We start from the raw sequence: 23,555 nt of genomic DNA on the forward strand, positions 1-23,555 counted from the left end.
CTCAGGCACGCGAACCGCGCTCGTCGCCGAGCCGGACGGGTGCGATCTCGTCGAAGACATCGCCCGGACCGGGGTTCGACGCGTGCGTCGACCCGCCGAGGTGTCGTACCACGCCCCACACCGCATTCAGAGCCGTCTGTAGCGCGCCCTCTGCCCAACCCGCAGTCCACGAGATGTCGTCGCCGGCCAGGAAGAAGCCCCGGTGCCGCGGATCGAGCCGATCCTGCATGAAGTGCGTGAACAGTCGCTCCTGATAGCGGTAGTGCCCCGGCAGGTTGGCTTTGAACGCACCCATGAAGTAGCGCTCGGTCTCCCACGAGACGGTCTTCGGGGTTGCGATCACGTGACTGCGGATATCGACGTTCGGATAGATCTCGCCCAGCGATTTCAGCATCAGATCCATCCGGGCGTTCACGTCCAGCGGCAACAGCTTGAGCGAATCGTCGGACCAGGTGTAGGACAGACAGATCACGGCGGGCTGATCGGAGCCGTGGTCGAGGAGATAGGTGCCGCGGCTCATCCGATCGGTGAGCGTCATCGACATGGTGTCGCGGCCGGTCACCGGGTCGGGATCGCGCCAGAACGGGCGGTCGACCAGGACGAATACCTTGGAGCTGCCCATGTAGTGGGTGCGCTCGACGGCCGTCCAGTGGTCGATGGGCAGGAGGTCGTCGTCGCAGTCGATGGTGTTGAGCAACATCCAGGACTGGCCGGTGAAGATCGCGGCGCGGTACGTGCGGGTCTCTCCGCCGGCGTCGACGATGGTGTATCGCGGCTCGCCGCCGGGTCCCGCGGTGCGCCGGATCGCGGTGACCGCCGGGCGGTGGTCGCCGCCGTTGAGGTCGCGGACGGAGCGCTGACCGTCGAACGGACTGTCCCACAGTCGCTTCGGAAGTTGATCCGATCCGCCCACTACGCCACGATGATGGTCGTCGGCCGCGGTACAGGTGACACGCAGGATCTCCAGCATCGAGTTCGGATAGTCGGTGTCCCACCCGCCCGTGCCGAATCCCACCTGGCCGAACAACTCGCGGTGCGCGAACGAGCGGAAGTGCTCGGAGGCGGTGAGGAAGCCGTAGAAGGTCTGGTCGTCGAGCTGGTCCACCAGGCGCGACCACACGGCGCGGATCCGCTGGGCATCCCGATCGCGGATCGCGTCCTGCAGTTCGGCGGCGTCCGCGTAGTCGGCGAGTGTCGCATCCCAGGCGCGGGCGACCTCGCCGTACTCGGGTGGCAGGTCGTCGACGGTGTGAGCGTAGTGACTGCGACCCTTGAGATCGATCACGGTGCTCGGGGTGGCCTCCGAGAGCGGGTTCGGGAACGGGTGCGTCTGCAGGCCCATCGCATCGAAGTAGTGCTGAAGAGTGGTCGACGACGGCGGGAAGCGCATGGCGCCCATCTCCGCGACCAGGTCATCCGAGTAGCCCTCGAATCGATCGCTGCGCATCCGGCCGCCGATCCGGTCCGCTTCGTACACAACGGGCTTCAGCCCTAGCTTGGCCAGCTCGTAGGCCGCGGTGAGTCCGGCGAGTCCACCGCCGATCACGGCGACCTCGGTGCCGCGCGCTTCGTCGGGGACGCTCCCGAGGCCGTCGGGGTGCGATACCCAGTCGTCATACGCGAAGGGAAAGTCCGGCCCGAACATCGTGAGCGGGCGGGCATCCTGATCGGAGTGTGCGGGCATCGCGGGCTGGGTCACCGGGCGGGTCCTTTCCGGGGGGCGTACAGGTCGGTGCGCCGGTCGCGCAGGTGGGTGTTGACGGTGCGGGACTCCGCGAGGACTGCGGCGTCCGCGGTGAACAGTTCCAGTGCCTCGCCGCGACCTGCCCGGGCGGCGACGCTGCCGTCCGGATTCGCGGCGGTGCTGAGACCGCAGTATTCCAGTGTCTTTTCGCGGCCGCAGTGGTTGGTATAGGCGATGTACACCTGGCTCTCGTACGCCCGCGCGGGTACCAGCAGCTCTGCCACTACGCCGAAGGGTTCCATCAGGCCGGTGGGAACCAGCAGCAGATCGGTGCCCGCATCGGCGTGCGCCCGGACCGCCTCGGGGAACTCGACGTCGTAACAGGTGAGTAGGCCGCATGTGAATCCCTCGAAGGGGAAGGTGACGGTGAGGTCCTGCCCAGGACTGAAGACCTCACGATCCAGCTCGCCGAAGAGGTGGGTCTTGCGGTAATGGGCGAGTTCGGTGCCATCGGGGGCGATCGCCGCGGAGGCGTTGTACACGGCATCGCCGTCGCGCTCGGGATAGCCGAAGACGATGGTGATACCTGCACGGCGCGCCACCGCGGCGATCGCGCCGTGGTACTCCCCGCCGCGGGGGCGGGCCAGCGCGACGGCGGCGGAACCGATGTCGTAGCCGGTGATCGATAGTTCGGGGGTCACCAGCAGTTGCGCCCCGCTCGCAGAGGCACGGACAGCGGCGTCCTCGATCGCCGCCACATTGCGGGTGACGTCGGCGTGCGGGCCGGTTCCGAAGGGCCCCTGATACATCCCGACGGTCACCGTCATGCGGCGTTCTCGCTGTCTCGCATCCTCGAATTCCGGTAGCCGTAGGCGAAGTAAACGCCGAGACCGAGCATGGTCCACAGCGCGAAGGCGATCCAGGTGGGTGCCTTCATCTGGAACATGAGAAGCGTGCAGAAGACGACGCCGAGCACCGGGACGAGCGGCAGGTAGACCGTCCGGCCGTCGTACTGGAAACGGATCGTCAACGGCGTGGTGAACGTGCGGTCGAGATCGGGGCGAGTATTGCGCAGCACGATCACGCCGATATTGACCAGCGCGAAGGCGAACAGCGAACCGATCGAGGTAGCGTTGGCCAGCTCGCCCAGGGGAACCAGACCGGCGAGCAGCGCGACGATCGTGCCGACGATGAGGATGTTGCGTACCGGAACTCGCGTGCGGGCGTTGACTTTCGCGAACACCGACGGAACCAGGCCGTCCTTGCCCATGGTGTACAGGATCCGGGTCTGGCCGTACATGACGGCGAGCACCACGCTCGCGATGGCGACGACGGCGCCGATCGAGAGGACGACCGCCGGCCAGGTGCTCTGCGTGACATCCGTGAGGACCTTGGCGAGGGAGGCCTCGGTGCCACCGAACTCCTGCCATGGCATGGCGCCGACGGCGGCGAGGGCCACGAGGCAGTACAGCACAGTGATGATGGCGAGCGAGAGGATGATCGCGCGGGGCAGGTCGCGCCGCGGGTTCTTGGCCTCGTTGCCGGCTGTGGAAGCGGCGTCGAATCCGATGTAGGAGAAGAAGACCATCGCCGCGGCCGCGGTCATCCCGCCGACACCGAAGGGCATGAACGGGCTGAGGTTGCTCGACTTGAACGCGGTGAAGGCGATGGCGCAGAAGAACACCAGCACGCACACCTTGAGGATCACCATCGCGGTGTTGAGTCGCGCGCTCTCGGTGGCGCCGCCCATCAGGATCACGCAGGCCAGTGCCACGATCACCATGGCGGGGATGTTCACCACGCCGCCGTCGCCCGGGGGTGCGGTGAGCGCGGTGGGCAGCTCCACATCGAACAGGGTCCGCGACAACTCGTTGATGTACTGGCCCCAGCCGACCGCGACGGCGGCGATGGAGACGCCGTACTCCAGGAGCAGGCACCACCCGCATACCCACGCGAAGAACTCACCGATAGTGGCGTAGGCGTAGGAGTACGAGCTGCCCGAGACCGGGATCGTGCCGGCCAGCTCGGCATAGGACAGCGCGGAGAACAGGGCGGTCACGGCGGCGAGGATGAAAGCGACGATCACCGCCGGACCGGCCTCGGGCGTCGCCTCACCCAGAATCACGAAGATGCCGGTGCCCAGGGAGGCGCCGATCGAAAGGGCTGTGAGGTGTCCCAGGCCCATCGACCGCTTGAGCGTGGGGCCGTCCCCGTGTTCGGCGGCGCTGTCGATCAGGATGCGGTCGACAGGTTTGCGCGCGATGAGTGCATCGAACATCGTCATTGATGGGCCGCCTCATTGCGAGCGAGCACTGAGAGCAATTCGTAGGCGACGTGGGCCGCCGCGATGCCGGTGAGCTCGGCATGATCGTAGGGCGGCGCCACCTCGACGACGTCGGCACCCACCACGTCGGTGCCCACGAGGGCGCGGATCGTGTTGAGCAGTTCGCGGCTGGTCATGCCGCCGGCCTCGGGGGTGCCGGTGCCCGGGGCATGCGCGGGATCGAGCACGTCGATGTCCACCGAGACGTACACGGGACCGTCGCCTAGACGGCGGCGCATGCGCTCGATCACGGCGTCCAGACCGTCGTTCTCGTAGTCGTCCGAGCGCACCACCTGGAAGCCGAGCACGCCGTCGTCGGTGAGGTCCTGCTCGCTGTAGAGCGGGCCGCGGATGCCGATGTGCATGGATCGGTGCAGGTCGATCAGGCCCTCTTCACTGGCCCTCCGGAACGGGGTGCCGTGTGTGAACGGAGCGCCGAAGTAGGTGTCCCACGTATCGAGATGGGCGTCGAAGTGCAGCACCGCCACCGGCCCGCGGTCGGCGGCGACGGCGCGCAGGATCGGGAGCGCGAGCGTGTGATCGCCGCCCAGCGTGAGCACCTTCGAACCCCGTGACCGCAGCCGGGTGATCTCGGCCTGGACCGTTGCCAGCGCCTCCTCGATGTTGAACGGGTTCACCGGGAGATCGCCGGCATCGGCGACCTGGTGCACCGCGAACGGCGAGACGTCGAGTGCGGGGTTGTACGGCCGCAGCAGTTTCGACGAGGCGCGGATATGACCCGGACCGAACCGCGCGCCGGGGCGATAGCTGACGCCGCTATCGAACGGGATGCCGAGCACGGCGACCGCGGCGTCGTCCACCTGATCGAGCCGGGGAAGACGGGCGAAGGTCTCGGGTCCGCAATAGCGAGGAATCGCACTGGCGTCGACGGGGCCGAGCGGTGCGGAATCGTGGGGCTGGGAGTCGTGGGGCACGGGACGATCCTCTCGCAAAGGGCTGCGTTTGTGGGTTGGATCACATAGTGTGGGACACCAGCGGGCTTGTCAACTTCAGTTTCATGGAAGGATACCGATGTTGGGTGGAATCGCATCCGGACCGGATGACGTTCTGCCAGGCCCGGATCGGGTGGGATCTGCACTGCGCTCGGCGCGTCGATCGCGTCGGCTGACCCTCGCGCAAGTGGCGGACGGGGTCGGTCTCACCAAGGGGTATCTCTCGAAGGTGGAGCGCGGATTGGCCGCTCCGTCGGTCGGGACGCTCATCAAGTTGTGCGAGATTCTCGAGGTGCCCGTCGGTTCGCTGTTCGACGGTGGCGCGACCGGCGCAGTGGTGCGCGCCGACGCCTACCCGCAGGTGCGGTTCGGCGGCACCGGCCTCGCCGAATTCTTGCTCACTCCCGCGGGTGAACGCAGGATGCAGGTGCTGCTGAGCGAGATCGAACCCGGAGGCGGCAGCGGCGATGAGGCCTACGAGTTGCCCGCCGACGTCTCCTTCGTCCTGGTCCAACGCGGCACGCTGCATCTCGCGTTCCCGCCGGAGCGCAGCGTCGATCTCGGGGAAGGAGATGCCCTCACCTTCGATCCGGGCGCGCCGCATACTTTCCGGGCCGGTCCCGACGGTGCTCGCGTGCTGTGGGTGATGGCGCCAGCGCTGCCGGCGGGGGATCGCTCTAGCGTCCGGTGAATTCCGGTGGTCGCTTGTCGAGCATTGCCGTCACGGCCTCGCGATGATCGTCGGTGGTGTGCGCGATCGCCTGCATCGCGGCCGACAACTCCAGTAGCGCATCGAGACTGAGATGCTGGCCCTCGCGGAGTAGACGTTTCGTCATCCGTAGCGCCTGTGGGGGATTCGCCGCGATCTGTTCGGCCAGGTCGCGGGCGGCGGGGAGCAGTTCGTCAGGTTCCACGACGCTCGACACCATGCCCCACGCGAGTGCGGTCTTCGCGTCGACCGACTCACCTGTGAATGCCATTTTGGTGGCGCGCGCCATCCCGACGATCCTCGGCAGCAGCCAGGCGCCGCCGTCGCCCGGGATCAGTCCCACTTTGACGAAGCTCTCGGCGAACACTGCGCGCGTGGATGCCACGCGAAGGTCGCACATCATGGTGAGGTCGCAGCCGGCACCGATCGCCGGACCGTTCACCGCCGCGATGGTGGGTACCTCGCAGTGATAAACAGCACGGGGGATCCGTTGGATGCCATGACGATAGCCCTGCCGCTGAGCAGCCGGTGCGCCGCCGAACATGCCCTCTCGGTCACGCATGTGCTTGATGTTGCCGCCCGAACTGAAGGCCGAACCGGCGCCCGTGAGGATCACCGCGCGCACTGTGTCATCGCGGTTCACGTCGGCGACCGCGCTCTCGATGGCGGCGATCACGGCCTCGTCGGAGACCGGGTTGCGGGCGGCGGGATCGTTGAGCGTCCAGGTCACGACGGGGCCGTTGCGCTCGATGAGAATGGGCTCGGTCATTCCTCGACCCTAGGTGCTCGGCCGCGTGCCGCTCATCCGAGACGGTGGGAATCCGAACTCAGCGCTGAACGCCGCGGTGAACGCCGCGGGGGTGGCGTAGCCGAGGCGAGCCGCGGTCTCGGTCACCGTCGTACTGCCCAAGAGGGGAAGGGCGGCGAGGAGACGGGCGCGGCGCCGCCATTGGGCCGGTGCGCAACCGGTGGCATCGCGGAACCGCCGGGTGAAGGCGCGCTCACTGCGCCCGGTCCGCGCGGCCCAGGCCGCGTTGTCCACGGACAGGTCGGGAGCCGCGAGGTACTCGCGGCACAGCGTGTTCAGCTCGGCATCCGCGGGGAGCGGGACGTGCAACGGTAGTGAGGCGAGCGACGCGACCTCGTGCAGTATCAGTGCGGCGTCGGCGCCATCGCGGCCCGCCGGATCGTAGTCCGGTTCGAATTCCACTGCGGTGAGTAGGAGTTCGCGTAGCAGCGGGGTCACCTCGACCACAGTGCACTGACGCGGCCACCACGGGACTGCGACGGGTTCGATATAGAGACTGCGGGTGCTCACATTCTCCGTGCGCATGAGGTGGTTCGTGTGCGGCGGGATGAGCACGGCGCGGTCGGTAGGGACCGTCCATGCGCCGTCGGCGGTTTCGAGCTGCATGACTCCTGTTGCGCTGTAGAGGAACTGGGCCCGACGGTGTCGGTGCCAATCGAGCACGTAGCCGTCGGGGTAGTCGGTGCCTACAGGGAGGACATCGCGTGGGAGGTCTTCGAATTCGCCGATGGGCACATTACGCACGGTCCCAAGGTACCGAATCTCGAAGTTCATCGACCGACATTCGATTGCCGGACGTGCAGTACCGACGGTGAAATGGTCGAGTGATGATCGTGATTCTGGTTCTCGTCGGCGTCGCGTCGGGTGTGACCACGGCGTTGTTCGGATTCGGTGGTGGGTTCGTGGCGGTACCGGTCCTGGTGTGGGCGGAGGTTGGGCTCGGTGACGACGCGGCGCGCGTCGCGGTGGCGACGTCCTCGGTCCTGATGGTGGTCGGTGCACTGGTCGCGACAGTATCGACGCCGACGCATGTGCTGGCCGGGCTGCGCGGGAGCACGTGTCTTCTGGTATTGCTCGGGATGGGTGGGGCCGTGGGTGCGCTCGCTGCGAGAGGGGTTCCCGGTGGGGCGATCTCGTGGGGATTCCTGGTGTACCTGCTTGTGACGATCGTGTCGGTGACCATGCGCAAGGGCTTCCTTGAGGTGGTCGACGGACCGGTGCGGCCGCTGCGGCCGGCGGTGGGCTTACCCATCGGGACTATCGCCGCATTCCTCGGTGTGGGTGGGAGCGTGCTGACGGTGCCGGTGATGCGCCGGTCCGGACATCGGATGGCGGTCGCAACGGCGCTGGCGAATCCCTTGACCCTGGCGGTCGCTGTTCCCGCGGCGGTGGTCTTCTTGCTGGCGTCGGGTGGTAGGCCCGAGGGGGCAGGCGGTGGGGTCATCGGCGCGGTGGACGTGAGGGCGGCCGGTGCGCTGCTTGCCGGATCGGTCCCGGTGGTCGTCTACCTGCGGCGATGGGGTCCGCGGATCTCGGATAACGTGCACGCACGTTGCTACGTTGCACTCCTGGTCACGGTGGCGATCGTCATGGCCGCGAACCTGATTTGATGCCCTGATTTTTCGCGCGCCGACCAACGCGGTAAGCTTGCTCGCACATCATGCGGGTGTAGCTCAATGGTAGAGCCCTAGTCTTCCAAACTAGCTACGCGGGTTCGATTCCCGTCGCCCGCTCAGATGGAAAGGCCCTGGTCGAAGTAGGTTTCCGGCCAGGGCCTTTGTCATGTTCAGAGGCTCTGCAGAGGTCCTGGGGCCGCGGTGGGGCCGCGCGGCGATTCTGAGCGAACGTGTCAGACCTCCATGAGATGATCGTCGGCGTGGAGGACGAGGGGTCGCGCGAGGCATTAGGGGCGAAGCTGCGTCGTTGGTGCACTGACCCTGGGGTGCTGTCGACCTCAGCCTGGGGCGGACTTACCGTCGCGACGTTCTGGATTGCGTCACAGGGTGCCGTTAACCCAGTGGTAAGCACAGCCATTGCCAGCGGAAACACCGCTATAGTATTCATTGCCGGGCAGGTGTTTAAGAAACGAAAACATGATTCAGAGATAACTGCACTCAGAGAAACTATTCATGAAGCGAAAAATGAAGCCAAATCGTTAACCCGAAGGCTAACCAGAGAAAAGACCAAAGCGGTAAACCAAGAGCGAGAACGCGTGGAGACGGAGAACCGCGCGCAGCAGATTGCTCTAAAGCCTCATATTCGACATGCGTTTACAAGGCACTTGGAGATGGTGGAAGCAGTGGACGCTTCAGCCAAGGCGATTGCGGAAGCCGAGTTGGTCACAGACCGGCTATGCGCGAGCCCTGGCGACGCTGATGCGCATCAGCTGCTTATTGGCGTTTCGAAGCAGCTATCTGTTGTTGCCAGCACGCTCAACACGCAACTCTCAGTGGCTGGCGTTCACACGTCGGAGTGGCGTCGCATCGACGCGGAAGTCATTGAAGGTGTTCTGCGGGGAACCGACGAAGACACGGAAGAGGAGTAACATGTCAGACCAGCCTGGGAACAGCGAAGCGGATAGCAAACCCATTACAGGATTTGTAGCAAGAATCATTGACGACTTTTCGCTCGTCATCAACCGCGGCTCCAAGCATGGGGTGCGCACTGGAATGAAATTTGAGGTTCTCGACACCGATTGGGCGGACATCGTGGACCCGGAAACCGATGAAGTTATCGGGTCAATGCCAATGGTTAAAGCAACCCTGAAGGCTTCGGATGTATACGAGAAGATGGCAGTTCTCGAAACGTTTGGGCGCGTAACAGTTGGTGGAATGACCCCACTCGGAGAAGCTTTTGGCCCGAGGGTTGAGCGGCGCGAAAGGCTCAAATTTTCGGGCAAGTCACTTGCCGAGGAAACTAAGAGCATTCTCGTTGGCGACGAAGTTGAGCAGGTAATCGTCGGGTCACGCTAACCCCATCCGCGCAGCGGGGTGACGTTGTCGCGGCGGGTAGCTCCGACGCTGCCGAGCGCGGCCATTGCTTCGGTGTGGTCGTCCTCGAATAGGTGTGCGTAGATGCCCATCGTGGTGTTCACGGATGCGTGCCCGCAATAGCTCGATATCTGCTTGGGGTGCAGGCCCGCGCTGACGCAGAAGCTCGCGTAGGTGTGCCGGAGGCTGTGCGCGGTCGCGTGCTCGGGTATCGGCCGCAGCCCATCGGCCACCAGGGCTAAGCTGGCGCGGAGTAGTGCGGGTTGGAACACCGCCTTGTAATAGGTCTTGTGCAGCAGTACGGCATTCCAGTCCAGTTCTAGGCGAGCCTGGGCTTCGGCCACGGTGCGGCGTGCGGCTTGTTCTTCGGGGGTCATCGGTTGTCCCGCGCGGGGTCCGGTCTCGTGGCGCGGGGCGCGCTTGCCCGTTGGCCGGCCAGCGACCAACCGCATCTTCGGGAACAGCGGTGCGGTGGGGTCGCCCGCTCTCGGGTGAACGTACGTCGGCGCGCCGGTCGCGCTGCTCGGGGCGTCGATCCTGGGGGCTAGTGGGGTCGCTGCCGCGTTGAAGCGGCGGTCGCCGCCGTCGAGCCGGGGCGCGGGCGCCAAGTAGTCCCGGAGGACGGCAACGGTCGCGGCGGTCAGGGGCACGCGCCGCCTGGATCGGCGGGTCTTGGGGGTGTCGTAGACGGCACGAGGGGCAGTTGCCGGGCTGTCTCCGTCTGCTGGTGTACCAGGCACAACCAAGGCCGTTCGCTGAACGCTGACTGTCGAGTTGCGCCCAAGGTCGATATCCCCGATCTGTAGGCCTGTCAGCTCGCCGCTGCGCAGGCCGGTCCACGCCGCCATATGGACAAGGATGTTGTACGGCCAGGGTGTGGCGGCCGTCAGGTACTCCACCTGTTCGGCAGTGAGGAATGCGGCGTCCTCAGTCGATCCGTGGACTGATGGCGCAGAGCCGACCATCGACGCGGCCTGGCCGGACGCTGTGCTGGCCTGCTTGCCCTTCCGGCGCGGCGCGGGCAGCTTCACGTGGTCGGCGGGCGAGAACTCCAAGCGACGGTCCACGACGGCCTGCGACAGGATCATCCGCACGATGAAGAACTTGTTGCGGACGCTGCTGGAACTACTACCGCCTGCTACCTGCTCGTTCACCCAGGCCTGTAGGTCCTCGCGGGTGATCTTGTTGAGGGGGTAGCCGCCGAACCTGCGGTCAATCTCCCCATCAGCGCGGAGCTGGCCCGTGTAGTTGGTTCGGGTCGCGATCTTGAGGTCGGTGCGGCTCTGCAACCACGCCTGCCCTGCGGCCCTGAACAGCATGTCCCCGCTGCGTGGGTCGAACGTGAGCCCACGGCGCGCGCTGAACTCGACGGTCTCCGCGTACGCCTCAGCGTCCCTGCGGCGAGCGAAGCCGCCCCTCGTGCGGTGCTTCCCATCGGGCGTGCGCCACTTGACCTTGTAGTAGGGCTTGCCGTCAACTCTGCTGGTGAACTTGTGGACCGAAGCCATGTCACACCGCCTCTCGAATGTCTGCGGTCGCTGACGCGTAGATCCGTCGCACTGTCGATTCCTGCCAGGTGGTGCGGCCTGCGGGGCTGAGCACGCCTTCCGCTTCCAGCGCGCGGGCGATCCGTCCGAAGCTCAGGCCTGCGTTGCGGTCCATCACGATCCGCCGCACGACGCCTGCGGGTGCTAGGCGTGGCCGGCCAATGCGCTCGCCGCGCGCCTTCTTGGCTGCGAGGGCGTCACGGGTGCGCGTGGAGATCATGCGCCGCTCGAACTGAGCGAACACAGCGAGCATGTTCGCCATCGCCTCACCGGCCGGGGTGGTCAGGTCGACATTGAGGTCGAGAATGACAAGCGCCCAGTCCTGGGCCTTGGCGAGTTCCATAATTTCGACGGCGTGCGCGACGGAACGTGCGAGCCGGTCCATCTTCGCCACCACGAGGCCGTCACCTTGGCCAGATGCCAGTAGCTCCAGCGCCGTCCTTAAGCCTGGGTTGATCTGGCTGCCGCTCGCGCCTTCGTCGGTGAACGCTTCCAGTTCCCAGCCGCGTCGCTGTGCCTCGTCGCGGATCATGGCGCGCTGGGCCTCTAGCCCGTTGTGGCTTTCGGCCTGTTCCTCGGTGCTCACGCGGCTGTACTCGAACATCAGCATGTGCGTATCCAGATCGCTCGACAACTGCACTCTCCCTGCACATTTGGGGCGTAACCCTTCGTTTCCGCCTATGGCCTCAACGTTAGTTGAGGTATGAGTGAAAGTCTCATTATTGGTTTGTGATACTGCATCCCGCTGTGCTGGCAGTACCGCTCGCATTCGTGCTGGCCGGCTGCTTCGCGCCTACGCCGTTGAGGCTCGCGCTCCTCGTCGGTGTCCCGTTTCGGTCCGTTCAACCGCCGACGGCCTAGTCAGCCGGTCGTACGGCGGTCCCTCGCGGTCGGTAGCGGCGTACCGGCCCGACGCCGCGGTGCGACGGGGGCTACGTGTGCCGCGGCCTCGTGCTCGCGGCCTTGGCATTCGCCTCCCGCACGAACTCTGCTGCGGTCACACCGTCGTCTGTGGGTGCCGGGGTGCGGTCGATAGCGGCTGGCTGGACCACGCCCGCGGGCACAACCTCGGCGTCGAGGTAGTCAGCCTCACCTGTGAGGGCGGGGTCCGAGGGCACGGCGAGCGCGCGACTGGCGCGGTCCTGCTCCATCATGGCGCGGTGGGCAGCGTGGTCATCGTCCTGCCCGATGTCCGTGATCCCTCGTGCTGCGCGGCTGTCGGCGCGGGTGCCGCCAGTGATCCCCGAGAACACCTGCTCGAAGCCCTTGGCCGGCCCCACTTCAACCTCGATGGCGGTCTTCGCGGACACGCCGCCGCGGTCCAGGGCGTCCTTGATCGCGTCGAGCTTGACGTACGCGGGCATGTTGTCACTGACCGCGATCTTCAACAGCTCCTTGGCCATGCGGTCGGCAGCGTTCTCCAGACGGACCCGAGCGGCCCGCTTGACGTGTCCGGAAGCCCCGCCGTGTACTCGGCACACAGTCGCACCCTTGATGGCTAGTCGCCTGCATTGCTCACCCGACTTCTTGTGCGCAACGCACCGAGCGTTCTCGTTCACCGCCAGCATCGCATCCCACTTCGCCGCAGCCTCCGGGGTTGTCGGGGCGTCCTGTTTGGGCGCACGCGTCCACACTTCGCATTCCTCATCCGCAGGGTCCGGCTCCCACCATCCCCACTCGCCTGCCTCGCCGATCGCGCTGTCCCACTCGGGTGCAGGGCGGCGCGGATCATTGGCCGGCGTGCCGTGCCAATCAGTATCGGTCTGGTCGGTGTTGGTCGTCTGCTCAGTCATGTCGGTCTCCTCGTCGATCTCTTGGTCTACTTCGTCAGGGTTTTCGGCGGTCTCGACCGGGCGAGAGTTCTCGCTCGGTTATCGGGGCGGTCTGACCCCGCGACCGCTCCGGTCCGCGACCGGGCGGCCCCCCTACGGGGAGCCCGCCCGGTTCGCTCGGTCCGTCGCTCGGTCGCTCGACCGAGCGGTCGCCCGGTCGTTCGCTCGGTCCTCGCTCGGTCCGCCAGGTCGTTCTTCGGGGTCCGTTTCCGTGGTGAATTCGAGCTTGCCCTTGGCTCGCGCGACCGCTTCCGAGTACTGGTCGGCGAGCGGGTCGGTCGCCTGGCGATAGGGCTTCACAACGGTGTGCTCGTGGGCGTCGCGTGCGCCGACGACGAATGTTGCGTACCCCTCTTCAACAAGGAGGGTGATCGCGTCGCGCCACTTATCGCGCTTCAGCGGCTTGTTTGCGTCCTTGCGCTCCTGGCACATCGCCGTGACGGTCTTCGATGTAGACCGCTCACTGAGGAACTCGGTCTCCTCCCAGTACAGCGATACCTTCTCCATGAAGTAGGTGGGCCGAAACTTGACCCTCTCAGAAGCCTCGCCTGTGGGTGCTCCTGGTTTCGTTCTGTCTACGTCACCGACCGCCCCGGCGTTCTCCGGCGCTTCCAGCCGCGCAGCGATCCGCCCTTGTTCTGTTGCGTCGAGGTGGAACTCAGCGATCGGTTGGGTTCGGTCGGACTTGCGCCACGCGCCACCGTGACGCCGTACCTCGCCCGCGCGGTCCTTGGCGATGCGAACAGAGATCACACCAGCGATCCCCACAGCGAACGCGGTACGCGGCTCGACTACGAATGCCGCGCCGTCGACACCAGCCATCTTGTGCTGCCCGCCGATAGCGTTGCGGCCGCGCCCCTCGGGGTCCTTGGTCACGTGGTCGACCATCGCGACCGCCGCGCCGGTACGCCGCGCAATCGCTCGCGGGAGTTCGCGCAGCCACCGCGCGATGTCGTCGTTGTCTTTGATCGAGTAGCCGTACATGCCCATTGAGTCCGTGACCCCGTCGATGACTGCGACGGTGAACTCACAAGCCAAGATTGCCTCGAACGCTACGCGCTCCCGGTTCATGCTCGTGTCGACCTCGGGCCGCACGTACGCGAACCGGCTGCTGTCGAGGAGCACGCTCCGCGGTACGCCCATCGCGATCAGCCGGCCAGCCACATCTCGCGCGTCCGATTCGAAATCCACGTACAACGCCGCACCACCCGCAAGGAGCGCTTGAACGACGCTGTACTGCACGAGCCACGACTTGCCCGACTCGCTCTCCCCGTGGACGGAGTGAACTTTGCCGGGGTACATCAACGCCACCCCATCCGACCGCACCAGGCACATCGGCAACGGCGGGTCGGCATCCAGCGCGCCAGCAAGATCCACCGGCGCCCACGACGGCGGGTTGTCGTCCTCCGGCACCAACTCAGAGATTCGTGCGCGCTCAAGCACACCGCCGGGGGTGTTCGGGTGCCATGCGCCACCGGGGGCGAGTGCGGCCCTCGCCAGTGAGAGCCCGTCCAGCTCGCGTTGCGGCGTCAGGTCACCCGCGACAGTGCGCCCGGCTCCTATCCAGGCCTTGTCGAACTCGCGCGCCGCCACGCTCTCACCGTCGCCCCTGGTGTCACGATCCGCATAGCGCTCTGTGACGGCAGCGATGAACCCCGCTCGCAGGAGCGCGTAGGCCATGCCAAGACCGGCGTCGCCCAATTCTGCGTAGCGGATGACCTTCCCTTGGACGGCGACCATCGTGCCGTGGCCGTCCGCCGGGAACTGCTCGATGGCATCCGCGACGGCTTCGGCCATGCGCTCGCTCATCGGCGCGCGGTAGTCCGGGTGGGCCGCGAGCCGGTCGAGGAGGGCCGTTGCTTCGGCCTCAGTAGCCTTCTCGCCGCTGATCGAGCGGGGCGCGGTAATCGCGTCGATGAACGACTGCGGCAGCTCCGTCAGGTCTTCAGGGCGTGGGATTTCGCCCACGGCAGCGGGCGACCCGTCAGGTCGATACCAGCGGTAGTGCGCCCCGTCGTTGGCCGGGTTGGTCGAAGGCCACACCAGCGAATACCGGTGACCCGTTTGGAGCAGATCAACACCGGGACCGAACTGCTTGAGGCTGCCCGGCCACCCCCTGTCGCCGGCCAACAGAGACACGCGATAGAAGGCGTGGCACGAACCATCGGAGCGGCTCGTGCTCGTCCACGTCTGGGGAAGCGGTACCCCTGCCGCGCGCTCTAGCGCCGCGATGGTCTCGGCTGCCGGTTTGCCGTCGTGGTTGTCCACATCTAGCGCGATCACATTCGGCGGCAGCCGCAGCGCGAGATTGCCACGCTCAAATCTCGGGGACCGCGCCCACGCCGCAATCTGAGCCGCGTCAGGGTCCGGCGTACCTTGGCCTGTGTAGCTCGTCGGCGGCGGGAGCTTCATGCCTTCTGGAAGCGGCAGTACCCCGCGCCAGCCCGCGTCAAGGTACGCCTGCGCCCACGCCGCGTAGCCGTCTGCGGGCGGAACGGTGGCTGAGCTACTGGTGGTCACTCCTCACCGCCGAACAGTTCGCGTGCGTGCTCGGGTGGAAGCAACGCCGGTTCCAGTTCGTGGCAGCGCGAGCACTCCACCATGCTCGTGCTCGCAGTGATCGCCGCTTCGTGTGCGATTGAGGCCCGAATCGTCATCAGCCGGTCGGCCCTGTCGACCTCGGCATTGAGTTCGTCCAGGTCATGCTGGGACAGGTATTGCCCCTCCTCGGCGTGCCGCTGCTCACGAATTAGCTGCTGCCAGCGGTACTCAGCGTCGCGTTGTCCAGCCCTGGCGTGGAGGTAGTCCTTCCACTGTTCCGCGCAGAACGCGCACAGACGGCCCACCGCCTGGGCGACGGTGAGGTTGGAACCCGTTGTAGTGCAATTAGGTTCGCCGTCATCTGTCGCAGCGCCCCTCGCGCTATCGGGTAGAATCATCGTCGGAACTCTCCTTGTGGGTTTCATTGATCGGAAACCGTTCTCTCAGTGGGTTTCTGGTTGTCGGGTTACTGGAACGCCCGTCCGTATTGACTCCAAGGCCCCGCTCGCGATGGATGCGCCTGCACCGCTGCCTCGCAATAAGAGCGGGGCTTTGGTGTATTCGGGGCTGACCTGCTCTGCTCTGAGGCCGGTGCTAGCGCGGGGCGTTTCCGGGATCTGACGTGTAATCAACGATCACCGCGCGCTCGCCGTGCGCCTCCAGATCATCGACTAGGCCGCCACCCATGTGCCATTTAGTCACGCTGAGGCCCCGTTGGTTAGCGCGGTCGAGGTATTTCCTGCCCCATCCGCGGAAAGACAATGAACCCCAAAGGCATTCGTCGCAGACTGGCAGCGCCCAGAACACTGAACCCCGCCGGAAAAGGGCCAGCTTGTGCGCCTCGTGGGATGGTGGGTGGTTCGCGGGGTGATTGTCATGATCGCCACATGGCTTCGGAGCATCAGACCCGGAGAACACGCATGCCGACCCGAAGTAATGATGAGGCTTGATGTGCTTACGCGCTATGCGTTCCGCCGCTTTTGCGGGTGTCTCACCCGGGATGATGACGAAGGAGCACCGCTTCACGACCTCTGATTGCTTCTCGTAGAACTCGTCGCTGCGGTACTCCAGCGGGAACGGCTGGTGCTGGATGAACGACGGCATCCGTTCGCTGAGAATGATCAGTTCATGGCCGCCTGGTGCGCCATCGAGCACCCGAGCTAGGAACTCCTCGGCACCAGGCATGGGAATCACGCTGTGATAGCTGAACTCGGTGAGTCCGCTGAGGTAGGCCCACCATTTGGCGTCATCCGGGTAGCCGTGGTTAGGCCGCTCGGCGCGGATCAAGTCATCGAGCCACGGCATGTGGCCGGCTGACCCACTTGGGATGTCGTCCCAGCCAGGACCGGTCGGCTGAATGTGGGATGCCACGATCTGGTCGACTTCGGTGCGCTCGCCGGGGGTCAGGTCGCGGTAGTAGTCGCGGGGCGCGATGGTCATGATGCGGCACCGCCCTCGCGCTTGCTGGCGAGCCAAGCGTCAATAGGGCCTGCTGCACGGGTAGGTGACAAGTTGGTCAGGCCGCGTGTGGCGCGGCCGGGTTCATGGTGGACTCGAATGCGATGGGTGTCAATCGTCCAAGGCGGCGTTGTCGGCGCCGGCGGTGGTAGGTCCGTTCGATCCAGGTGATGATCGCGGTCCGCAGTTCCTGCCGGGTGGCCCAGCAGTGGCGGTCGAGGACGTTGTTCTGCAGCAGGCTGAAGAACGACTCCATCGCGGCATTGTCGCCGCAGGAGGCGACTCGGCCCATTGATCCGCGTAGTCCGTGATATTCCAAGGCACGTCGGAATTTTCGGCTCCGGAATTGCGATCCTCTGTCACTATGAACTATGCATCCGGTGACATCACCGCGCATCGCGACAGCGTTGTTGAGGGCGTTGACGGCGAGCCGGGCCTTCATCCTCGAGTCGACGGAGTAGCCGACGATCCGCCCGGAGTAGGCATCTTTGATCGCACACAGATACAGCTTCCCTTCCCGAGCCCTGTGTTCAGTGATATCTGTGAGCCACAACCGATTCGGTGCATCTGCGGTGAACCGGTGACGAGTCCTGCCGTGCTCGTCGGTGACGGTGCATAGATCGTCGTGGACCGCGGGCCCGGGTTTGCCGCCCTTGCTCGAGCGTTTCTTTCCGAAGACGCTCCACCACCGGTTGTCGCGGCAGATCCGCCACGCAGTGCGGTCCGCCATAGGCTCACCGGCAGCGCGGGCCTCGTCTGCGAGTAACCGGTGACCGAACTCCGGATCATCAACGCTGGCGTCGAACAGGGCGTTCGCGCGATACGCCTCGACCAGCTCCGTCGCGGGGACCGGGGCGGCGAGCCAACGGTAGTAAGGCTGACGGGAGAGCTTCAAAACCCGGCACGACACCGTGACGGGAACACCGTCGTCGGCGAGCTCTTTCACGAGCGGGTACATCATTTTCCCGGCAGGTTCGCCTGCGACAGATACGCAGCCGCACGACGCAGGACCTCATTCTCCTGCTCAAGGAGCCGAATCCGCTTACGCATTTGCCTCTCGGTCGCCGACTGCGCCGCACTGCTCCCGGACTTGGAGCCGGCCTCGACATCGGCGGTCTTCACCCAGTTCATCAGGCACGACTCGCTAATGCCGAAGTCGGCAGCGATCTGCTTGAGACGGACTCCCGGCTCACGATTACGCGCGACACGGACCACATCGTCGCGGAACTCCTTCGGATACGGCTTAGGCACAGTGCACATCCTTCCAGCGGCACCCCTCGGCACCACAGATCAGATGTCACCTACCCGTGCAGCAGGCCCATATCGGCGGGCGAGTAGTAGAGCCGTCGTGCGATGCGGTAGCAGGCGAGGCGACCGCTTTGGGTCTCTTCTTTGATGTAGCGGGGATTGAGCGAAACCTGCTTACCAGCAGCGTATTCGACAACGCCATCATGTCCCGCAATGAGCTTGACCGCACTCGCGGCGTCGATGATCTTGTCCGTAGTGGTGGACATGGTTGTTTCCTCTCGGATGAATGCGAGAGGGTGTCCATAGCGACCCTGAGACGTGCGGAGGACACCCTCGTGTGAGTTGTGGGATCAACTACGGGTGCCCTCTGGGACTTGCGAGCGCGAGCGCCAGGGTCACCTTCACACTTGTGTGGTGTTTCGCTGAGGTCGCGGATGATGCAGCGCGATGGTCTTCTCAGAGAGCCCTGGACGTCTTTCGTCCTCGGTATCTACGACTATACCCGAATCGGAACGGCTTCGACCGGCCTATCGCCGGATAGGTAGTGTTGCAACCGTTCTCGTCGTCGCAGCGCGCGTTATCCCCTGCCTCGGGTAGGCTTCTTCGTATCGGTCGCAGCGGAGCTGCGGCGACATTGTGCCCCCGGGCACTCGCGGCTGGGCCGCAATTGCTCCCTGACGGCAGGGCCAGGTGGAGCGCAGATCAACACTCTTCTTCTTCCGAGCACCACAAGTAGCCAATGTGGCCCTCGTGCTCGATCCTCTTCTTCTTCTTAGGAGTTCCCATAATGAACACCCAGAACACTCATCCCATGGATACCCGGACCGGCTGGCACCAGGGCACGCGTCCGAACCGAGCGGACCGGACGACCATCGCGCCCGGAATTGCGACACGAGCAACCCGACCGATGACCTCGACCATCGCCGAGCACATAGGAGCTGAGCGCCTGAAGTCCTTGCTACCGGCGATGCTCGCGCCGATCTACGGCGGTGACGTGTCAAGTCGTCGCGGCTACCACACCGCTGGCGACCTTGCGCCCAACGTCAACGCTCGGGTGACCGAGACCATCGACGGGATCTCACTCCAGGCGATCTGGAAAGAGCAAAGTGCAGCGCTCGCGATCGCGAACGAGACCCGCACGAATCTCGCTTCCCTTCTGAGCTGCACCACCACGGACGCAGCCCTTGCGGTACCACAGGGCCCAGATGCCGGTGTCCATTTTGAGAGCGCCAGTGAATTTGGTGTGCCGAGCGCTTACCGTCCGAACCAGGATTACCTGCGGCTCGGACTGCCGTTCAAGGACTGGGATACCCGTTCGGCTTACACCTGGCAGTTCCTCCGCGATGCGAGCGCCGAGCAAGTTGCGCACATCTTCGATGCGGGTCTAGAAGCCGACAACCGGTTGACCACGGGCTCCATCTTCAATCGCCTCTTCAGCCCCGCGCCTGCGATTGCCGACGACACCCAGCTCACGGTGTACGGCCTCTACAACGGCACCGATGGCATGAAGCCGCCGACGTACAACGGCCAGGACTTCTCGGCATCGACCTCGCACTACTTCACGACCGGATCGGCTGCCCTGGACTCCAAGGACATTGAGGACGCGATGAAGCTGATCACGTCCAAGGGCTTCGGCACGCGCAGCTCGCAGTCCACGCTGCTCATCATCGGCAACGAGACGACCTTGGAGCCAATGCTGGAGTGGCGTCGCGGGATCGAGTCCCGTGCCCTTGAGGGGAGCGAGACCAGCGCACCTACGGCCAAGTACGACTTCGTGCTGAGTGCGGGCGCACCTGCGTACCTCAGTGACGAGACGGTCATCGGACAGATTGCCCCGGCGCAGTTCCAGGGCCTCGATGTCCTTGGTTCGTACGGCCCTGCAATGGCTGTCACATCGCACCTGATCCCTGCGGGGTACATCGCAGTGGTCGCAACTGGTGGTCCGAACAGTTCGCTGAATCCTGTTGCTATGCGGGTCCATCCCAACCCCAATTATCAAGGGCTGCGGGCAATTGCGGGCAATCAGAGCGACTACCCGCTGGTGGATTCTTTCCTGTCTCGATCCTTCGGAGTGGGGGTGCAGCGCCGCGGTGCGGCGGCGGTTATCCAGGTAACCGCCAACTCCACCTACGCCGCGCCGACGTTCGCGCTGTAGGCGGCGGCATTAGCAACACGGGTAGGTGCGTAGGCACTGGTCAGCGGCGCGGGGGTCTCAAGCTCCGCGCCGTTCCTGTCTCGATCGGAAGGCAAACATCATGGCCTATTACGAACCGAGTACATCGAAGCTCCGGGGCGCGTCCGAAGTCGGCCCCGGCGAGTTCAGCGGGGGTGACGGCGCTGATCTAGGGAGGGCGGCGGCTCGCCGTCGCGGACTCCCCGTCAGCACCAATCCGTCCCCATCGAAAGGCGGGTACGTCGGCACGGCAGCGTCGGACACCCTTGACGCGACCGAGAGCCGCGCAAGGATCCTCGCCGGCCAACCCGCCAACGGCAACTACTGGGATCGCCGCTACAACGACGGTGCGTCATACGGGCGCGGTGGTCGTCGTGGCTAGGCGGGCAGTCAAGCGCGGCAGCTCGGCAGGCCGCAAAGTCACCGGCACCAAGAGCCGCGCCTGGGGCAACGCTCTCGGCGGCTACAAGACCCAAGCGCGCAAGGGTGGCAAGTTCGCAGCCGGGACGGGTGGGGCCAAGGTGACGGCTCGGAAGGCCCGGCGGGCCGTCCGCGATGCGTACGTGAAGGGCAGTTTTGAGAAGAACCTCCACGTCGGCACCGGCGGTTCATACAAGGGCGCGAAGGTCGGCGCGGAGTTCCGCAGCCCCAACGGGCGCGGCGTCCTCGTCAAGGGCATCGTCGGCTACCACGGCAAGCCCGACAGGAAGATCGACGTCACGCCCTCACTCGACAAGCCCACCAAAACCCTGACCGTGACGGTCAAGCCCAACCCGGGCCGGAAGCCGACTGCGGCCCGACCCCCACAGAAGGGATCGGGCCGCAAGGTCAAGAAGTAGCGAGCGCTCAGCAGTAGACCTCGATGGCTGTGTCGAGCAGGTAGTGGATCTCTGGCCCCGTCAACTTGCCGTCGTCCCAGCGCTTAATTGCGGTACGTCGCAGTGCTTCTCGAACCTCTTTGTCGGCAACTCCTCGGTTGGCCCAACCGGAGCACACGTCAGCGCTGTCGCGGTGCACCTTGGCTAGGACCTCAGCGGATGCGTTCACTCTGGCAGCTTTCGCGTCGAACTGTTCATCCGGCGACTTGCGAGTGAGAAGCAGGACCGCTGCCACCACCACGACCACTGCGACGGCCGCAGCTATCAGCTTCCAATACTTCGCGATCTTCACGTTTGCCTCCCTCTAGACAGGCGCATCATGCCTGATGGGCCGGGCATTCCGGCGCGAAGCCAAGTCTAGACGATTACACATGGGACGTTTTGCCTCTGGATGATGCGGCTCGGGACGGTTGTAGTTGACCGTGTTATGAGCCCTGCGCCGAAGCCACCCGCCAACGAGAGCCTTGCGACGTTCGGGCGGCGCGTGCGAGCGCGCCGCGAGGAGCTTGGACTGAGCCAGGAAGCTGCAGCAATTCAGATCGGCGTCCATTGGACGTACTTAGGCCAGGTCGAGCGTGGCCAGCGCTCCGCGCGGGTCGAGAACATCCTCAAGCTCGCGCACGGTCTCAACACCACGCCGGGCGCGTTGCTCGATGGCGTTCCATTCGACGGCGAATAGACGGGTCTGGTGCTTCGCTACACCTTGTAGACGAGTGGCGACTCGCGGTGCGCCTGGATGAGTGCCGCAGTGAGCGCGACCACGGACCTAGCTTCCGCTTCCGTCGGCGGACGCGAGGCACCGCCCTGATGACGGTCGATGTTCGGCCAAATCTGTTCGAGCGTCTTCACGAGGGGCGTGGGACTATGGTCGTCGTCCTTACCGGGGAAGCACGACCTCCACTTGTTGCCCTGGTTTGCACGTAGTTCGCCCAGAACGGACCCGAGTGTCGCGTTGATCTTCCCTGGGGTCACCACCGGTATCAATGCAGCCTCTAGAGCCTTTATCGCGTGATCCCAAGCGTCGGAGGGATCGCCGTTGCGGCCAAAGGCATTTGCCCACGCCACGCGAAGTTCGTCGCTGGTAGTGTCAGACGTGATCAGCGCTCCGCCGAGCGCTGCAGACATCTCAGTCGAAACCCGGGGGCCTGCTGCACGGGTAGGTGACAAGTTGGTCAGGCCGCGTGTGGCGCGGCCGGGTTCATGGTGGACTCGAATGCGATGGGTGTCAATCGTCCAAGGCGGCGTTGTCGGCGCCGGCGGTGGTAGGTCCGTTCGATCCAGGTGATGATCGCGGTCCGCAGTTCCTGCCGGGTGGCCCAGCAGTGGCGGTCGAGGACGTTGTTCTGCAGCAGGCTGAAGAACGACTCCATCGCGGCATTGTCGCCGCAGGAGGCGACTCGGCCCATTGATCCGCGTAGTCCGTGATATTCCAAGGCACGTCGGAATTTTCGGCTCCGGAATTGCGATCCTCTGTCACTATGAACTATGCATCCGGTGACATCACCGCGCATCGCGACAGCGTTGTTGAGGGCGTTGACGGCGAGCCGGGCCTTCATCCTCGAGTCGACGGAGTAGCCGACGATCCGCCCGGAGTAGGCATCTTTGATCGCACACAGATACAGCTTCCCTTCCCGAGCCCTGTGTTCAGTGATATCTGTGAGCCACAACCGATTCGGTGCATCTGCGGTGAACCGGTGACGAGTCCTGCCGTGCTCGTCGGTGACGGTGCATAGATCGTCGTGGACCGCGGGCCCGGGTTTGCCGCCCTTGCTCGAGCGTTTCTTTCCGAAGACGCTCCACCACCGGTTGTCGCGGCAGATCCGCCACGCAGTGCGGTCCGCCATAGGCTCACCGGCAGCGCGGGCCTCGTCTGCGAGTAACCGGTGACCGAACTCCGGATCATCAACGCTGGCGTCGAACAGGGCGTTCGCGCGATACGCCTCGACCAGCTCCGTCGCGGGGACCGGGGCGGCGAGCCAACGGTAGTAAGGCTGACGGGAGAGCTTCAAAACCCGGCACGACACCGTGACGGGAACACCGTCGTCGGCGAGCTCTTTCACGAGCGGGTACATCATTTTCCCGGCAGGTTCGCCTGCGACAGATACGCAGCCGCACGACGCAGGACCTCATTCTCCTGCTCAAGGAGCCGAATCCGCTTACGCATTTGCCTCTCGGTCGCCGACTGCGCCGCACTGCTCCCGGACTTGGAGCCGGCCTCGACATCGGCGGTCTTCACCCAGTTCATCAGGCACGACTCGCTAATGCCGAAGTCGGCAGCGATCTGCTTGAGACGGACTCCCGGCTCACGATTACGCGCGACACGGACCACATCGTCGCGGAACTCCTTCGGATACGGCTTAGGCACAGTGCACATCCTTCCAGCGGCACCCCTCGGCACCACAGATCAGATG

General features: G+C 65.1%; 24 protein-coding genes and 1 tRNA gene. 8 read left to right on the forward strand and 17 right to left on the reverse strand.

Features of this window, described 5'->3' with window-relative positions; genetic code table 11:
* Position 1: 1 nt before the first annotated feature.
* From TPAU_RS07095 to speB, 4 genes are read right to left on the reverse strand one after another with little or no spacing between them, the layout of a single operon-like run.
* Positions 2-1,684: a flavin monoamine oxidase family protein gene (locus TPAU_RS07095; protein ID WP_041944814.1), complete on the reverse strand. Its 1,683-nt coding sequence runs from the start codon at positions 1,682-1,684 to the stop codon at positions 2-4.
* Positions 1,685-1,695: 11 nt separating this feature from the next.
* Positions 1,696-2,511, reverse strand: a complete 816-nt coding sequence (locus TPAU_RS07100) for a carbon-nitrogen hydrolase family protein (protein WP_013126081.1) — start codon at positions 2,509-2,511, stop codon at positions 1,696-1,698.
* Entirely contained in the window at positions 2,508-3,968 is a 1,461-nt protein-coding gene (locus TPAU_RS07105; protein WP_013126082.1) for an amino acid permease, read from the reverse strand. The genes TPAU_RS07100 and TPAU_RS07105 overlap by 4 nt, the downstream gene beginning before the upstream one ends.
* Positions 3,965-4,942, reverse strand: a complete 978-nt coding sequence (gene speB / locus TPAU_RS07110) for an agmatinase (protein ID WP_013126083.1) — start codon at positions 4,940-4,942, stop codon at positions 3,965-3,967. Before speB ends, TPAU_RS07105 begins: the two co-directional genes overlap by 4 nt.
* 97 nt (positions 4,943-5,039) lie before the next feature.
* On the opposite strand from speB, the gene TPAU_RS07115 reads away from it, so the two are divergent.
* The gene (locus TPAU_RS07115) at positions 5,040-5,651 is read left to right on the forward strand and encodes a helix-turn-helix domain-containing protein (protein ID WP_013126084.1); all 612 of its coding nucleotides are present in this window, start codon (positions 5,040-5,042) and stop codon (positions 5,649-5,651) included.
* On the opposite strand, the gene TPAU_RS07120 is transcribed toward TPAU_RS07115, so the two are convergent.
* Positions 5,638-6,438: a crotonase/enoyl-CoA hydratase family protein gene (locus tag TPAU_RS07120; protein WP_013126085.1), complete on the reverse strand. Its 801-nt coding sequence runs from the start codon at positions 6,436-6,438 to the stop codon at positions 5,638-5,640. The two genes, TPAU_RS07115 and TPAU_RS07120, sit on opposite strands and share 14 nt — an antisense overlap.
* Before the next feature lie 9 nt (positions 6,439-6,447).
* Positions 6,448-7,221, reverse strand: a complete 774-nt coding sequence (locus tag TPAU_RS07125; protein WP_013126086.1) for an AraC family transcriptional regulator — start codon at positions 7,219-7,221, stop codon at positions 6,448-6,450.
* A gap of 86 nt (positions 7,222-7,307) precedes the next feature.
* On the opposite strand from TPAU_RS07125, the gene TPAU_RS07130 reads away from it, so the two are divergent.
* The 4 genes from TPAU_RS07130 to TPAU_RS21845 all read left to right on the forward strand — a co-directional run bounded on the left by TPAU_RS07130 (position 7,308) and on the right by TPAU_RS21845 (position 9,449).
* A complete protein-coding gene (locus tag TPAU_RS07130) occupies positions 7,308-8,087 on the forward strand; it encodes a sulfite exporter TauE/SafE family protein (protein WP_041944815.1) in 780 nt (259 codons plus the stop codon).
* Positions 8,088-8,139: 52 nt separating this feature from the next.
* Positions 8,140-8,210: transfer RNA gene (locus TPAU_RS07135), tRNA-Gly, on the forward strand.
* A 143-nt stretch (positions 8,211-8,353) separates the two neighbouring features.
* The gene (locus TPAU_RS22875) at positions 8,354-9,022 is read left to right on the forward strand and encodes a hypothetical protein (protein ID WP_147291068.1); all 669 of its coding nucleotides are present in this window, start codon (positions 8,354-8,356) and stop codon (positions 9,020-9,022) included.
* A gap of 1 nt (position 9,023) precedes the next feature.
* Entirely contained in the window at positions 9,024-9,449 is a 426-nt protein-coding gene (locus TPAU_RS21845) for a hypothetical protein (RefSeq protein ID WP_049825797.1), read from the forward strand.
* On the opposite strand, the gene TPAU_RS22305 is transcribed toward TPAU_RS21845, so the two are convergent.
* The 8 genes from TPAU_RS22305 to TPAU_RS07195 all read right to left on the reverse strand — a co-directional run bounded on the left by TPAU_RS22305 (position 9,446) and on the right by TPAU_RS07195 (position 18,359).
* On the reverse strand, positions 9,446-10,975 hold the full coding sequence (locus tag TPAU_RS22305) for a tyrosine-type recombinase/integrase (RefSeq protein ID WP_013126089.1): 1,530 nt from the start codon (positions 10,973-10,975) through the stop codon (positions 9,446-9,448). The genes TPAU_RS21845 and TPAU_RS22305 overlap by 4 nt on opposite strands.
* 1 nt (position 10,976) lies before the next feature.
* A complete protein-coding gene (locus TPAU_RS07160; RefSeq protein ID WP_013126090.1) occupies positions 10,977-11,624 on the reverse strand; it encodes a recombinase family protein in 648 nt (215 codons plus the stop codon).
* Positions 11,625-11,946: 322 nt separating this feature from the next.
* A complete protein-coding gene (locus TPAU_RS21850) occupies positions 11,947-12,807 on the reverse strand; it encodes an HGGxSTG domain-containing protein (protein WP_013126091.1) in 861 nt (286 codons plus the stop codon).
* 132 nt (positions 12,808-12,939) lie between these two features.
* Positions 12,940-15,366 carry a bifunctional DNA primase/polymerase gene (locus TPAU_RS21855; protein ID WP_013126092.1) on the reverse strand — a complete coding sequence of 809 codons (2,427 nt, stop codon included), beginning with the start codon at positions 15,364-15,366 and terminating at the stop codon, positions 12,940-12,942.
* Complete coding sequence (locus TPAU_RS07175) at positions 15,363-15,785, reverse strand: hypothetical protein (RefSeq protein ID WP_013126093.1); 423 nt, start codon at positions 15,783-15,785, stop codon at positions 15,363-15,365. Before TPAU_RS07175 ends, TPAU_RS21855 begins: the two co-directional genes overlap by 4 nt.
* 196 nt (positions 15,786-15,981) lie before the next feature.
* A complete protein-coding gene (locus TPAU_RS07180) occupies positions 15,982-16,827 on the reverse strand; it encodes a hypothetical protein (RefSeq protein WP_013126094.1) in 846 nt (281 codons plus the stop codon).
* 76 nt (positions 16,828-16,903) lie between these two features.
* Positions 16,904-18,096 (reverse strand): IS3 family transposase gene (locus TPAU_RS07185; protein WP_245537794.1). Its coding sequence is split into 2 segments (ribosomal slippage): positions 16,904-17,809 and positions 17,812-18,096, totalling 1,191 coding nucleotides; the frame shifts between segments, so codons are not numbered across the junction.
* 50 nt (positions 18,097-18,146) lie between these two features.
* Positions 18,147-18,359 carry a hypothetical protein gene (locus TPAU_RS07195; RefSeq protein ID WP_013126095.1) on the reverse strand — a complete coding sequence of 71 codons (213 nt, stop codon included), beginning with the start codon at positions 18,357-18,359 and terminating at the stop codon, positions 18,147-18,149.
* A gap of 521 nt (positions 18,360-18,880) precedes the next feature.
* Here TPAU_RS07195 and TPAU_RS07200 point away from each other — a divergent pair.
* Positions 18,881-20,248 carry a hypothetical protein gene (locus TPAU_RS07200; protein WP_013126096.1) on the forward strand — a complete coding sequence of 456 codons (1,368 nt, stop codon included), beginning with the start codon at positions 18,881-18,883 and terminating at the stop codon, positions 20,246-20,248.
* A gap of 392 nt (positions 20,249-20,640) precedes the next feature.
* Positions 20,641-21,105 (forward strand): hypothetical protein, encoded by a 465-nt coding sequence (locus TPAU_RS23105; protein WP_013126098.1) that lies wholly within the window; start codon positions 20,641-20,643, stop codon positions 21,103-21,105.
* Positions 21,106-21,112: 7 nt separating this feature from the next.
* Here the strand turns inward: TPAU_RS23105 and TPAU_RS07210 are convergent, their stop codons facing one another.
* Complete coding sequence (locus TPAU_RS07210) at positions 21,113-21,436, reverse strand: hypothetical protein (RefSeq protein WP_013126099.1); 324 nt, start codon at positions 21,434-21,436, stop codon at positions 21,113-21,115.
* 135 nt (positions 21,437-21,571) lie between these two features.
* Between TPAU_RS07210 and TPAU_RS07215 the strand changes: the two genes are divergently transcribed.
* Positions 21,572-21,823, forward strand: a complete 252-nt coding sequence (locus TPAU_RS07215; protein ID WP_013126100.1) for a helix-turn-helix domain-containing protein — start codon at positions 21,572-21,574, stop codon at positions 21,821-21,823.
* 17 nt (positions 21,824-21,840) lie between these two features.
* Here TPAU_RS07215 and TPAU_RS22885 read toward each other — a convergent pair whose 3' ends face one another.
* Together TPAU_RS22885 and TPAU_RS07220 are read right to left on the reverse strand one after the other, a co-directional pair.
* Positions 21,841-22,269: a hypothetical protein gene (locus TPAU_RS22885; RefSeq protein WP_013126101.1), complete on the reverse strand. Its 429-nt coding sequence runs from the start codon at positions 22,267-22,269 to the stop codon at positions 21,841-21,843.
* Positions 22,270-22,316: 47 nt separating this feature from the next.
* A protein-coding gene (locus TPAU_RS07220) for an IS3 family transposase (RefSeq protein ID WP_245537794.1) occupies positions 22,317-23,509 on the reverse strand; the annotation gives its coding sequence in 2 pieces (ribosomal slippage) (positions 22,317-23,222 and positions 23,225-23,509; 1,191 coding nt in all).
* Positions 23,510-23,555: the final 46 nt, after the last annotated feature.

The organism is Tsukamurella paurometabola DSM 20162 (assembly GCF_000092225.1).
In the GTDB taxonomy this organism is placed as follows: domain Bacteria; phylum Actinomycetota; class Actinomycetes; order Mycobacteriales; family Mycobacteriaceae; genus Tsukamurella; species Tsukamurella paurometabola.